Raw genomic sequence first — 12,826 nt, forward strand, 5'->3', positions numbered from 1 at the left:
TACAGGCACAGGTATTAAAGCAATTAAACAATTCAACAATTAATCAGATGAACAGCAACGTTCTGATTGAATCGTTCGCCGAGTTTGCCCGGAGCAAGAACATCGACCGTCCCACGATGATGAGCATCTTGGAGGACGTGTTCCGCACCATGATTCGCAAGAGGTACACGGACGACGCCAACTTCGACGTCATCCTGAACGTGGACAAAGGCGACTTGGAAATCTACCGCAACCGTGAAATTGTGGACGATAACTCCGAGGATATCTGGGACAACGATAAAATTCCGCTGGCAGAAGCCCAAAAGATCGAGCCCGATTTCGAGGTAGGCGAACAAGTAACCGAAGAAATCAAGCTGGAAGATTTTGGCCGTCGGGCTGTGCTTATGGCTCGTCAAACGCTGATTCAACGGGTGAAAGACCTAGAGCGCGACAATCTCTACCAGACGTATAAAGATCAGGTGGGTGAAATTATCACCGGTGAGGTATACCAAGTATGGAGCCGCGAAGCCCTGATCCTCGATAAAGAGGAAAATGAGCTCGTGCTGCCTAAAACCGAGCAGATCCCGAAGGACCGTTACCGCAAAGGCGACACTGTGCGCGCCGTTGTGCACCGTGTTGAAATCATCAACGGTACGCCCAAAATTATTCTCTCGCGCGCAGCGCCCGCTTTCTTGGAGCGCTTGTTTGAGCTGGAAGTACCTGAAATCTACGATGGCTTAATTACTATTAAGAACATCGTACGTGAGCCGGGTGAGCGGGCCAAAGTAGCCGTAGAAAGCTACGATGACCGCATTGACCCGGTAGGTGCTTGCGTGGGTATGAAAGGCTCCCGTATTCACGCCGTAGTGCGCGAATTGGAAAACGAGAACATCGATGTCATCAATTACACCGACAACCTAGAGCTGTATATCGCTCGGGCCTTGTCGCCTGCTAAATTGACTTCGATGAAAATAAACGAACAAACTGGCCGGGTATCGGTGTTCTTAAAGCCCGACCAAGTTTCGTTGGCTATCGGACGCGGTGGTGCTAATATCAAATTGGCAAGCCGCTTGGTAGGCATGGAAATCGACGTATTCCGGGATGCCGGTGATTACGACGAGGATATTGCACTTGACGAATTCTCTGACGAAATTGAATCCTGGATCATCGCCGAGCTTAAGAAAATCGGTCTTGATACAGGTCGGGCCGTATTAGCTGTAAGTAAAGAAGATATCGTGCGCCGTACCGAATTAGAAGAAGAACACGTAGATGAGCTTTTCCGCGTTATCAAACAGGAATTTAACGAGGAAGAGGAAGAAAGTAACCAAGCACATACTCCCACCGTCAGCGACGACGCGCAATGAGCGCGCGGGCTTCGGCCCGGCAAGGGTGTTAAATCGGGCCAGTCGGTTTGATTTAACACCGGCTGGCACCATTTAAAGTAGTACCTTTGCAATCAGATAAGAGTATCGTTCGCGAGCATAGAATGGCGGAAGCAGCAACCAAACGGCTTAGTCAGGCAGCCAAAGACCTGAACGTTGGGATGAACACCTTGGTGGAAACCCTAGCGAAAAAAGGATTTCAGATAGAAAACAAGCCCACAACCAAGCTGAGCTCAGATCAGGTTGCGTTGCTGGACAAGGAATTCGCGTCTTCAGCCCAAGACAAAGCCGAAGCCTTTAAGCTCAGCCAGGCTAAGCGCCAGAGCGAGCTAGATGCTGCTGCTCTCGCCCGGCCTGCCGAGCCTGTAGCTCCTAAGGCACCAGTGGCTCCTGCGCCCGCTCCTAAGCCAGTTGAGCCTCCAAAGCCTGCTCCTGTGCCCGTAGCCGCTCCGGTAGCTACGGCGCCTGTTGTGGCGCCTGCTCCTAGCAGGCCAGCGCCAGTAGAGGAAGCACCTAAAGTGCCTGGCTTGAAAGTATTAGGCAGGATTGAGCTAGACTCGAAAGGTCGCCCTGTTCCTCCGCGTCCTGCGCCTGCTCCGTCTCCAGCCCCAGTTTCCACTCCTCCCCTGGCACCGGCCCCAGTTGCTGCGCCAGTGGCAGAAGTGAAAACACCTCCAGCACCGGTTGTTGAGAACAAGCCAGTTCCCGCGCCAACGCCAGCACCGGTTCCAGCTCCTGCACCAACGGCACCTGTAGTTTCAGCGCCAGTTGCGCCAGCACCACCTGCTGCGCCTGTAGCGCCAACCCCAAGCCGCCCAGTTGCGCCAGCACCAGTAGTTGCAGCAACTCCGGCTCCGTCTCCAGCGCCTAAACCTGCACCAGCTCCAGCACCTACTCCAGCGGCGCCCGTAGTTGCTGCTGCGCCAGCACCCACTCCGCCTGTTGCTCCTGAAACGCCAGCTACTCCGGCTCCTGTTGAAGAAGTAGGCATTATCACGGCCAGAGCAGACCAGTTGAAGGGTCTGACCGTGTTGGGTAAAATCGAACTTCCGGTTGATTCGTCGCGGCGAGGTGGTGGCAATGCCGGCCGTGGTCCACGGCCGGTAGCTTCATCTGATGTACGCAAGAGCGGATTGAGCGCAGATGCGAAGAAGCGTCAGCGCCAACGTATTCCGGGTCAGACAGGAGCTCCTCAAACCGGTCAAGGCCAAGGCCAAGGCCAGGGTCAAGGACAAGGAGGCCAACGCCCCGAACAAGGACAAAACCCGGGCTACCAGGGCAACCGTCCTACGGGTACTGGCCCACGTGGCAACAACAGTAGCAACAATACCAACCAGCGGCCACTTAACAATGCGCCCCGGGTTACAGGTACTGGCCAAGCAGCACAGCGTCAAGCACCAGCTGTACCGCTCACTCCCGAGCAAAATGAAAAGCAAATCCAGGAGCAAATCAAGGCTACGCTGGCTAAACTCAGTGGTGGCCGTGGGGGCAACCAGAACAACCGTGCTAAGTATCGGCGTGACAAGCGTGCTGGTGTAGCGGAAGACCGTGAAGCCCAACGCGCCCAAAACGAGCTGGATGCCAAGACGCTGAAAGTAACCGAATTTATTTCGGCCAATGACTTGGCTTCGCTGATGGACGTGTCGGTCAACGAGGTTATCAAGGTGTGCTTGAACATGGGCATGTTCGTGTCCATCAACCAGCGCCTCGACGCAGAAGCCATCACGGTTATTGCCGACGAATTTGGTTACGACGTAGAATTCCTGAGTGCAGAGGAAGAGGATACGGTTATCGAGATTGAAGACAACGACGAAGATCTGCAGCCCCGTGCTCCTATTGTGACCATTATGGGTCACGTTGACCACGGTAAGACGTCGTTGCTTGACTACATCCGGAGCGCCAGCGTAGCCAAAGGCGAAGCCGGTGGTATCACGCAGCACATTGGTGCCTACGATGTGCTGACCAAATCGGGCAAGCGTGTCACCTTCCTTGACACTCCAGGTCACGAAGCGTTTACCGCAATGCGTGCCCGCGGTGCCAAGATCACCGATATTGCCATCATCGTGGTAGCAGCCGACGACTCGGTTATGCCACAGACGAAGGAAGCAATCAATCACGCACAGGCAGCTGGCGTACCGATTGTTATTGCACTTAACAAAATCGACAAGCCGGGTGCTAACCCTGACAAAGTCCGTGAAGAGCTATCTGCTATCAACGTTCTTGTAGAAGAATGGGGTGGCAAATATCAATCGCAGGAAGTGTCGGCCAAAACAGGTCTTGGTATCGATGATCTGTTGGAAAAGGTGCTGCTAGAAGCCGAAATTTTGGAGCTGAAGGCCAACCCAGATCGTAGTGCAGTAGGTGCCGTTATTGAAGCTTCGTTGGACAAAGGCCGCGGCTATGTAACTACCATCCTGGTACAGACTGGTACCATGAAAGTAGGTGACGTGGTACTGGCAGGTCCGCACTACGGCCGCGTAAAGGCTATGACCGACCACCGCGGCAAAAAGATGAAGCAAGCTGGGCCGGCTACACCGGTACAGGTACTTGGTCTGACAGGTGCTCCTCAAGCCGGCGACAAGATTCAGGTGATGGAAACCGAGCGTGAAGCGCGGGAACTAGCCACCCAGCGTCAGCAGCTGTCGCGTGAGCAAACCATGCGTACCAAGAAGCACATCACGCTCGATGAGATTGGTCGTCGTTTGGCACTGGCTTCGTTTAAAGAGCTCAACATCATCGTGAAAGGTGACGTGGATGGTTCGGTGGAAGCACTGGCCGACTCTTTGCTGAAGCTGAGCACGCCGGAAGTTTCGGTGAACATCCTTAGCAAAGGCGTGGGTGCCATCTCGGAATCCGACGTATTGCTGGCATCGGCCTCCGACGCCATCATCATTGGTTTCCAGGTGCGGCCTTCGCAGAGTGCCCGTAAATTGGCTGAGCAAGAGCAGATCGATATCCGTCTCTACTCTATCATCTACAATGCTATCAACGAGGTGAAGGATGCTATGGAAGGCATGCTAGCCCCAACGGTGCAGGAAGTGGTAGTGGCCAACGCCGAAATTCGTCAGGTGTTCAACATTACCAAAGTAGGCTCCATTGGTGGCTGCATGGTGACGGAAGGAACTTTCACTCGCAAAACCAAAGTGCGGCTTGTACGCGACGGTATTGTGGTGTACTCAGGCGAAATCCAAGACCTCAAGCGTTACAAAGACGATGTGTCGGAAGTACGCCAAGGCTACGAGTGTGGTATTTCTCTGAAAGGCTTCAATGACCTGCAAGAGGGAGACAACATCGAAGGCTTCGAAGAAAAAGAAGTGAAGCGTACATTGTAGCCTAAGCTTCAAGTACAAATAGATTTGTTAGACGCCTCAACTGTTAGCAGTTGAGGCGTTTTTCATTTCAGGCTTTTCGAGCTAAAAGTATTTTCGGTTGCAGTTAGGGTTACATCTTGCAGCATCTATTCGCTAAGCCCAAGCTTGTTGCTAGTAATTGGCAAGACGCTATGTACTGCTAATCCTATCTTGGACGTTGTCACATCATCATGTTATTGACACCAGTCGAATACACGTCTAGCTTTGTATCACATTAAGAAATAGTTGAATTAAATCTTTCCGCTCTGCATGAGAATAACCTTAACACTTCTGCTTTTAACAACAGGGCTAGCCACTACAGCATTAGCTCAAACCAAAACCTCTACAAAGGCAACTAAATCCACTACAACCTCGAAAACGACTGCGACCAAGCCTGCTGCTACCAAAGCCTCTAGCACGGCCAAGCCTACCACGACGCGCGCTAGCTCAAGCACTTCTCGTCCGGCTTCAAAACCTGCTACACAGCCAGCTACCACTCCCCCGGCCACTGCAGAAACTTCAAGCACGTCTGCTTCCACCAATTCCGTTAAGCTAGAAATACCGGGAGTTGAGCCCCAAAAGGCCCCTTCCTTCAACAAGGGGACCGTGGCAGTGAACCTAGGATTAGGATTGGGGATAGGGTATGGCTACGGCTTAAATTTTGGCGGAAGCACAAAGTCCTCGCCGGCTCTTAGCTTGTCAGTGGAAAAGGGTATTGTCGACGGAATTGGTCCTGGCGTTATTAGTGTGGGCGGTTTACTTGGTTACAAGTCGTATAGCTATGAATGGTCTTCTTATAAAGCCAAATGGACCAACATTTATGTAGCCGCCCGCGGAGCTTATCACTACAACTTCACGGCTAACCCCAAGTTTGATACCTACGCTGGTTTGAGTTTGGCGGCTCGTATCGAGAACTACTCCAACGATTATGACGACGATGCGCTGAAGGATTCTTATGGCGGAGCGAACCTCGAGGTAGGAATTTTTGCGGGTGGACGCTACTTACTGACCGACAAGGTTGGAGTATTCACTGAGCTAGGTTATGATATGAGTTATATGAAGTTAGGTGTTACTGCAAAGTTTTAACTCCGGTTTTCGCAAGATCAAGTGCATTAGTTATTGAATGCTCTATTGGGTACATACCGTCTTATTACACAGTGGCAATCTTTTATTCTTATACTAAAGACTCAACGGGCACTGCAAGCTTTCCACTTTCTGTCCGTTAAGCGTCACGTCCTTCCACTAGTAACGTCTGTGACCCATGGCTCGCGCAACTGCTTCCATAGCTAAGGCCCAAACTACCTTCTACAATAGCTGCTTGCCAGCTCCTGTATGTTATCTGTCGCTCAGCAACCCATTGTTGGTAACCGATAAGACTACTAGCAAGGCACTACAAAACCTTGACAGCCACTTACCACGCATTGGATGGGCGGATGATGCTACTGCCAACTACTGCAAGCGAGAACATGAGGTAGCTTCTAGTTTCAACTAAGCTATCATCCGCGTCTTCTTTAGCTGAGCCGGGGGCGAACGGTGGCCTCGATTTCACTAAAGACGCAAAAAGCCCCGCTGCTGTGCAGTGGGGCTTTTTCTTTTATCGTGACACAAACTTGTGGTATCTGAGCGTCGCAGAGTATAGCTAGAAGCTAAGCGCTATCTCAAAAAGACAGGAAGTGCTTTTTCTTTTTGTGTTTCAGCGGTTTGCCTTTGGGATCAATACCCATAGCTGGGCGGCTCTGCCCTTTCTTCATCATGGCGTTCCTAGCGTGCTTACTCGCTTTGAACTTACGCACTGTAAAGCCGCCTGATCCTTTCTCGTACTGTCGGGCAGGTCCTGAGGCGCGGCCAAAGCTGGTGTTAGAACTGCCGCCTGCCCGAGCTTGCAGCAACTCCATTTGCTGGTCGCGCTTCGCATCGTCGGGGTTCATGTTCATGCGGCGCTGCATGTTGGCAATGTCCGAGGAGGTAGCCTTACGCTTGCGTGTGCCTTGCTCACTAGCTTGACTACCCGGCTCCGTGGAAGTAATAGATGAAGTTTGGGCGTGCACGGGGCGGCTTAAGAAGCTTGCGGCAACCAGAAGCGCGGCAGCTAAAAAATTTTTCATGCTCAGAGAAAGGTAGATAAGCAACTGCTGCTTGCGGCAGGTAGAGTAGGTTTCTGGCGCGGCAACGGGTGGCATGCTAAGTTAGTTCAAATTCTTTAAAACTTGTAAGTCAGCCCTATACCTAACGTTTCTTTGAATTGAATTCGTCGGCCTTGGGCGGTGAAGTCGCTGTTTTGTTTGTCGGCGTTAAGAGGCACCAAAACATCATCATCGTATACTAGTGCGGTAGCAACGCTGGCACTAAAGAATTTGTTGACTTTGAAATCCAGCAAATTTTCCCAGTTCACATCCACGTTTTGCGGGTTATGGAAGTAATTGCTGAACAGTTCTACCCGCGTCTGATACGTGATGTTGGTCATCAAACTCCGCCGGTAGCGCACGTTCAGGTAGGCACCTAGCTCCTCACGAAGCCGTTCGCCACTACCAATTATGGGCAGCCCATCAGCATCAAGCCGGGCAGCTTTCACGCCGAAAGCCCCTACATCGGCCAGCCGTTGGTCGTTTACTACCGTGAACTTGCCTGTTGCTGGCGACAAAAACAGTGAAAAGTCGTCGCTAGGTTTGTATTCAAAGCCTACTGAAGCCAAGATGTAGGCCGGCGCGAAGAATTTCGACAACAGCGAATCTGGTTTGGTTATGTCTTTGGTGGGCGTGAGCTGCGTTTTAAGGTTTAACTGTGCGGCATAGGACCACTTGTTGGCGTAGTTGCGAGCATAGCGGGCATTTAGCTCCAACCGATCATCGTTTTTGCGCACTTTGGATTTGCCGGCTTTCAGCAAGCCGTACACCAAGTTGGTAGCTACCGCAAACGTGTGGTTTTCGCCGCGGAAGTACACGTAGGCATTGCCTAGCGCTAGCAACGAAAGCGAGCTTTGACCTCCAGGCGCCCAATTGCTTAAACTAACTTGACTGAAATTAAGTGTACCATCTCCCCCACGTCGCCAACCACGGATTGTGTCTTCATCGGCCGCAATTCGGAAAGCGGCTGGTGGGGTTGGGGCTCGATAAGGCGCGTAATTTTGCGCGTGTGCACTACTATAAAGCCCCAACAGCAAGCTTAATAACAAAAACTTTCTGGCGAAAGAGAGAATAGTTGTTCTCATAAAGGAGAAAAACCAAACAACTAAAAGGTGAATAAAAAGCCGGTTTTCGCCCAGACTACATGCGGGCGAAAACCGGCTTTACAGACTTTACAACAACAAACCAACAATACAACAGCTAGGTACGACTACGTAGCGCATCCCGGATTTCTATTAGTAGCGCTTGGTCTTTGGTAGGCGCTGGTTCAGCTACTACTACTTCCACGGGCTTCTTAAAACGATTCGCAAGTTTAACAATCCAGAAAATTGCAAAAGCAATGAGAAGGAAATCAATGACAGCAGTCAAGAACAAGCCAAAATTCACGGTGGCAGCACCAGCATCCTTCGCGGCCTTCAGCGTATTGTAGCTGCTACCATCAAGGGCGATAAACCAATCGGTGAAATCTTTTCCGCCAGTTAAGAAGCTTAATATGGGCATCAAGATGTCATCGGTAAGCGAAGTTACAATCTTGCCAAACGAAGCTCCGATAATAACGCCTACTGCCAGATCGAGCACATTTCCTTTGGAAATAAACTCTTTGAATTCGGAAACAAACCCCATGTGCTTGTAAATTTTGTGGTGAGACAAGACAACTGATTGGGGCTAATATACTTTATTCTTAATACCTCGGCCGTGGTTTATACAAAGGTAATGCACTCGTTTAAAGCGAAAACTGCTTTTCGCTGGATCAGGGCTTCTCCCCGCTTAATACCTCGTTCAAGCTAGCGAATACCGGCTTCTGCCTCCCGATTTAGGCTATCTTTGCTGGCATCCTGCTACCGCCACTCCACTTTTCTGCATGGCTTCTTTCGAAAATCTGCTCTATGACCTCGATGCCGAAAGCGGCATTTTGACCATCACGCTAAATCGGCCAACCAAGCTCAACGCTCTCAACAACGCCACTATCACTGAAATCGGGAAGGCCATGCAACAGGCCCTCGACGACCAGCATGTACGAGGCATCATTCTGACGGGTAGCGGCGAGAAGGCCTTTGTCGCCGGTGCTGATATTGCCGAGCTAGCCGCCTTGAGCGAGCCACTTGCTCGCCGGGCTTCCGAACATGGGCAAGAGGTATTCTGCATGATAGAAGAAAGCCCGAAGCCTGTAGTAGCCGCCGTAAACGGCTTCGCGCTAGGGGCGGTTGTGAGTTAGCTATGGCCTGCCACTTGCGGATTGCCGCCGACAATGCCCGTTTCGGTCAGCCGGAAGTGAACTTAGGGTTGATTCCGGGTTATGGTGGCACGCAGCGCCTGACACAGCTAATCGGTAAAGGCAAAGCGTTAGAGCTAATGATGACAGCCGACATGGTAAAAGCCGACGAAGCCTTACGTCTTGGCTTGGTCAACCATGTGGTGCCCGCTGTCGACTTGCTCGCATTCACGCGCGAACTACTTGGTCGTATTCTCACGAAGGCGCCACTAGCCATTGGGCTGGTTATCGACAGTGTGAATGCTTACTTCGCCGATGACCGGCAGGGATATCAAACGGAGGCTAATGCTTTTGCCCGCTGTTTTGTATCGCAAGATTTCAAGGAAGGCACGCAAGCCTTTCTAGAGAAGCGGCCGGCTGCTTTCACCGGTAAATAACATTCCTTTTATAGGAGTACCTATCCTTTCGAGGTAGTAGGCTCACTACTTTTTCAGCCAACTATCGCACAAGACGTTCCTGCCCAAGCAGGAAGACACTGACTATTATGAGTTCAATTGCCAAGCGTCTTGCTTCGCAGACGGCCGTGTACGGTATCAGCAGCATTGTGGGGCGCGTGCTGACTTACCTGCTGGTGCCAGTGTATACCGGACGGTTCGCCGCGGCCGAGTACGGTATTGTGACGGCCCTGTACGCCTGCGTTTCATTTCTGAACGTGCTGTTCACTTACGGGCTCGAAACAACCTTTTTCCGCTTTGCTTCCCGCCCCGGCACCGACCGCCAACTACTATACAGCCGGGTGCTGAGCTTGCTAATCGTGAGCAGCATTGTGTTTTCGGGGCTGCTGGCGTGGCAGGCAGGCGCGTTGCTGCGGCTGCTAAAGCTGCCGTCAGGACAAGAGCGGTATGCAGTTTGGCTGGCGCTTATTCTAGGTCTCGATGCGGTGGCGGCTATTCCGTTTGCGCGGCTGCGCCTAGAGAACAAGGCCCAGAAGTTTGCAGCTATTCGCATGGCTAATATCGTGCTGAACGTAGCCTTAAATCTGTTCTTCATCATCGTGTGCCCCGATATCATGGCGGGCGAATACCTGACTGTACTTCAGCCCCTGATAGCGCGCATCTATGACCCAAGCATTGGGGTTGGCTACGTGTTTTTGTCGAACCTAGCTGCTAGTGCGTTCACATTGCTACTCCTGGCGCGCGAACTAGCCGCCTTCCGCTTCAACATTGACGTAGCAAGCATCCGGCCGATGCTGGTATATGCCTATCCTATTATGTTGATGGGACTGGCCGGCATGGTAAACGAAACGCTCGACCGGATTTTGCTGCCGGCCTGGCTACCGGAGGGATTTTACCCGGGCAAGAGCAGCGAGACGGTAGCGGGTATCTACGGGGCGTGCTATAAGCTGAGCATTTTCATGAGCCTTGTTATTCAGGCCTTCCGTTACTCTGCCGAGCCGTTCTTCTTCTCGCAGAGCACCGAAAAGAACTCTCCGGCTACGTTTGCCTTGGTTTTGAAGTGGTTCACACTCTGCTGCGCTTTTATTTTCGTCTTTATCAGCGTCAACCTCGAAGACTTTGCCAAACATTTTTTGCGCAGTGCCGAATACCGCGAAGGCATTGCAGTAGTGCCCGTATTGCTGCTAGCCAACTTATTTTTGGGTGTGTACTGGAATCTGTCGGTGTGGTTTAAGCTTACCGACAAAACCTATTACGGCACCTACATTGGGGGGCCGGCGCCGTACTCACCATCGTGCTGAACATTTTGCTGATTCCGGTGCTCGGCTATATGGGTTGCGCCCTCACCACCCTAGCCTGCTACTTTATGATGGCCGCCATTTGTTGGCGGCTGGGTGAACGGCACTTCCCGGTACCTTACCCGGTAGGGCGCCTACTGACGTGGCTACTGGTAGCATCGGGAGTGGTGGCGCTCGGATGGTTTGTTTCCTTCGATGATTATTGGGTGCGCCACTTTTGGCATTTGGTGCTGTGCGCCGGCTTCTTGGGATTGGTAGTGCTGGTTGAAAAACCACACCGCTTGCTGGCCCGATGAGGCAGTGAGTGTACGTACAGGTTGCCGGTTACCACTGATGACTGGCTTCGGAAAGCGTACCGGCAACTCGTAACGTACACTTGATTGCTGGCAATCCAATTAATTGAAACCAGAAACTACCTTTGCCGCATGCAGATACCCGTTATCAACCGCTCCCGCCACCCATTGCCCGAGTACCAGACGGCCCATGCCGCGGGCCTCGATGTTCGGGCCAACCTCAGCGAGTCCGTTACGTTGAAGCCATTGCAACGTGCCCTTATTCCGACGGGTCTGTTTCTGGAAATTCCAGTTGGCTATGAGGTGCAGGTGCGGCCTCGCAGCGGCTTGGCGTACAAGCACGGTATCGGTATCGTGAATAGCCCGGGCACCATCGACGCCGATTATCGTGGCGAGCTGAAGGTGCTATTGGTTAACTTGTCCGACACCGAGTTTGTGGTGCAGGATGGGGAGCGTATTGCACAGCTAGTAGTGGCTCGCCACGAAATAATTGCTTGGCAGCCAACCGAGGCCCTGAGCGAAACCGCCCGCGGTGCGGGGGCTACGGCAGCACCGGTGCAAGCTAGTAGTCTTGTCTATAGCATAGCTGCCTAGTTTTCGCTTGTGCCATTCCTACCTTGACATTCACCACCCTTCAATAAGTAACCTTCCCTTCCAACCTTTCAACTATTCAACACATGAGAATCATTGTCCCGATGGCCGGCATGGGCAAGCGCATGCGCCCCCACACGCTTACTGTTCCAAAACCTCTTATTCCGGTTGCGGGCAAACCGATTGTGCAGCGTCTGGTGGAAGACATTGCGAAAGTATGCGGTGAACCGGTGCAGGAAGTAGCCTTCATTATTGGCCGCTTCGGGGCGGAAGTAGAGAAAAGCTTGGTGAAAATTGCCGAATCGGTGGGTGCCAAGGGCACTATCCACTACCAAGACGAGCCCCTCGGCACGGCGCACGCCATCCTGTGCGCGCAGTCGGCCCTGACCGGCCCCGTAGTGGTTGCTTTTGCCGATACCTTATTCAAGGCGGACTTTACGCTCGATACTAATGTTCCCGGCACTATCTGGGTGCAGAAAGTAGAGGACCCCAAGCCGTTTGGCGTGGTGAAGCTCAACGAGCAAGGCCAGATTACCGACTTCGTGGAGAAGCCTACTGAGTTTGTTTCCGACCTCGCCATCATCGGCATCTATTACTTCCAAGACGGTGAGTACTTGCGCCAAGAGCTACAGTACCTGCTCGACAACGACATCAAGGACAAAGGCGAGTTTCAGCTCACCAACGCCCTCGAAAACATGAAGAACAAGGGCACAACCTTCGTGCCCGGCCGCGTGACCGAATGGTTGGACTGCGGCAATAAAGACGCTACCGTTTACACCAACCAGCGCTACCTAGAGTACTTGCAGGAGCGCGGAGAACCGCTAGTAGCTGAATCTGCGAAAGTGACAAACTCTGTGCTGATTCCGCCGGTTTATATCGGTGAGGGCGTTACTATTACCGATTCGGTGGTAGGCCCGCACGTATCTCTCGGCAGTCAAAGCAACGTTCGGAGCTCAGTGGTGTCCAATTCTATTGTGCAGCAGTCGGCAACGGTATTGCACGCCAACGTAACCAATTCCATGATTGGCAACTTTGCCACCGTGGCTAGTACTCCCCAAGACCTAAGCTTGGGCGACTACAACACGTTGCGCGTATGATAATTTCGTAGTTGCTTACGTTACGCAGAGGTGCGGGGCTGGCTCC

Annotated in this window: 10 protein-coding genes and 2 pseudogenes; 8 read left to right on the forward strand and 4 right to left on the reverse strand. The window is 52.3% G+C overall.

Going from position 1 to position 12,826, the window contains the following annotated elements:
* Positions 1 to 47 precede the first annotated feature (47 nt).
* Entirely contained in the window at positions 48 to 1,343 is a 1,296-nt protein-coding gene (gene nusA / locus MUN86_RS20180; protein WP_245119796.1) for a transcription termination factor NusA, read from the forward strand.
* Positions 1,344 to 1,465: 122 nt separating this feature from the next.
* The gene (gene infB / locus MUN86_RS20185; protein WP_245119797.1) at positions 1,466 to 4,693 is read left to right on the forward strand and encodes a translation initiation factor IF-2; all 3,228 of its coding nucleotides are present in this window, start codon (positions 1,466 to 1,468) and stop codon (positions 4,691 to 4,693) included.
* 347 nt (positions 4,694 to 5,040) lie between these two features.
* Here infB and MUN86_RS20190 read toward each other — a convergent pair whose 3' ends face one another.
* Positions 5,041 to 5,310 (reverse strand): hypothetical protein, encoded by a 270-nt coding sequence (locus MUN86_RS20190; protein ID WP_245119798.1) that lies wholly within the window; start codon positions 5,308 to 5,310, stop codon positions 5,041 to 5,043.
* 7 nt (positions 5,311 to 5,317) lie between these two features.
* Between MUN86_RS20190 and MUN86_RS20195 the strand changes: the two genes are divergently transcribed.
* The gene (locus tag MUN86_RS20195; protein ID WP_245119799.1) at positions 5,318 to 5,797 is read left to right on the forward strand and encodes a hypothetical protein; all 480 of its coding nucleotides are present in this window, start codon (positions 5,318 to 5,320) and stop codon (positions 5,795 to 5,797) included.
* A gap of 572 nt (positions 5,798 to 6,369) precedes the next feature.
* Here the strand turns inward: MUN86_RS20195 and MUN86_RS20200 are convergent.
* The 3 genes from MUN86_RS20200 to mscL form a co-directional block, all read right to left on the reverse strand.
* Positions 6,370 to 6,816: a hypothetical protein gene (locus MUN86_RS20200; protein ID WP_245119800.1), complete on the reverse strand. Its 447-nt coding sequence runs from the start codon at positions 6,814 to 6,816 to the stop codon at positions 6,370 to 6,372.
* Between the two features lie 95 nt (positions 6,817 to 6,911).
* The gene (locus MUN86_RS20205) at positions 6,912 to 7,919 is read right to left on the reverse strand and encodes a DUF3078 domain-containing protein (RefSeq protein ID WP_245119801.1); all 1,008 of its coding nucleotides are present in this window, start codon (positions 7,917 to 7,919) and stop codon (positions 6,912 to 6,914) included.
* Between the two features lie 115 nt (positions 7,920 to 8,034).
* Positions 8,035 to 8,457, reverse strand: a complete 423-nt coding sequence (gene mscL, locus MUN86_RS20210) for a large conductance mechanosensitive channel protein MscL (RefSeq protein WP_245119802.1) — start codon at positions 8,455 to 8,457, stop codon at positions 8,035 to 8,037.
* Positions 8,458 to 8,695: 238 nt separating this feature from the next.
* Between mscL and MUN86_RS20215 the strand changes: the two are divergent.
* The 5 genes and pseudogenes from MUN86_RS20215 to MUN86_RS20235 all read left to right on the forward strand — a co-directional run bounded on the left by MUN86_RS20215 (position 8,696) and on the right by MUN86_RS20235 (position 12,780).
* Positions 8,696 to 9,483 (forward strand): annotated as a pseudogene (locus MUN86_RS20215) (enoyl-CoA hydratase/isomerase family protein).
* Positions 9,484 to 9,590: 107 nt separating this feature from the next.
* Entirely contained in the window at positions 9,591 to 10,802 is a 1,212-nt protein-coding gene (locus MUN86_RS20220; RefSeq protein WP_245119803.1) for a lipopolysaccharide biosynthesis protein, read from the forward strand.
* Positions 10,796 to 11,095 carry a polysaccharide biosynthesis C-terminal domain-containing protein gene (locus tag MUN86_RS20225; RefSeq protein ID WP_245119804.1) on the forward strand — a complete coding sequence of 100 codons (300 nt, stop codon included), beginning with the start codon at positions 10,796 to 10,798 and terminating at the stop codon, positions 11,093 to 11,095. The genes MUN86_RS20220 and MUN86_RS20225 overlap by 7 nt, the downstream gene beginning before the upstream one ends.
* Positions 11,096 to 11,224: 129 nt before the next feature.
* A pseudogene (gene dut, locus MUN86_RS20230) lies at positions 11,225 to 11,658 on the forward strand (dUTP diphosphatase).
* 111 nt (positions 11,659 to 11,769) lie between these two features.
* The gene (locus MUN86_RS20235) at positions 11,770 to 12,780 is read left to right on the forward strand and encodes a sugar phosphate nucleotidyltransferase (protein WP_245119806.1); all 1,011 of its coding nucleotides are present in this window, start codon (positions 11,770 to 11,772) and stop codon (positions 12,778 to 12,780) included.
* The last annotated feature ends 46 nt before the right edge of the window (positions 12,781 to 12,826 follow it).

Origin of the sequence: Hymenobacter volaticus (genome assembly GCF_022921055.1) — a bacterium.
Taxonomy (GTDB): domain Bacteria; phylum Bacteroidota; class Bacteroidia; order Cytophagales; family Hymenobacteraceae; genus Hymenobacter; species Hymenobacter volaticus.

Bases quoted from the DNA above. Each gene is read 5' to 3' on its own strand.
- nusA (WP_245119796.1), top strand. From the start codon at position 48: ATGAACAGCAACGTTCTGATTGAATCGTTCGCCGAGTTTGCCCGGAGC.
- infB (WP_245119797.1), top strand. From the start codon at position 1,466: ATGGCGGAAGCAGCAACCAAACGGCTTAGTCAGGCAGCCAAAGACCTG.
- MUN86_RS20200 (WP_245119800.1), bottom strand. From the start codon at position 6,816: ATGAAAAATTTTTTAGCTGCCGCGCTTCTGGTTGCCGCAAGCTTCTTA.
- MUN86_RS20205 (WP_245119801.1), bottom strand. From the start codon at position 7,919: ATGAGAACAACTATTCTCTCTTTCGCCAGAAAGTTTTTGTTATTAAGC.
- mscL (WP_245119802.1), bottom strand. From the start codon at position 8,457: ATGGGGTTTGTTTCCGAATTCAAAGAGTTTATTTCCAAAGGAAATGTG.
- MUN86_RS20220 (WP_245119803.1), top strand. From the start codon at position 9,591: ATGAGTTCAATTGCCAAGCGTCTTGCTTCGCAGACGGCCGTGTACGGT.
- MUN86_RS20235 (WP_245119806.1), top strand. From the start codon at position 11,770: ATGAGAATCATTGTCCCGATGGCCGGCATGGGCAAGCGCATGCGCCCC.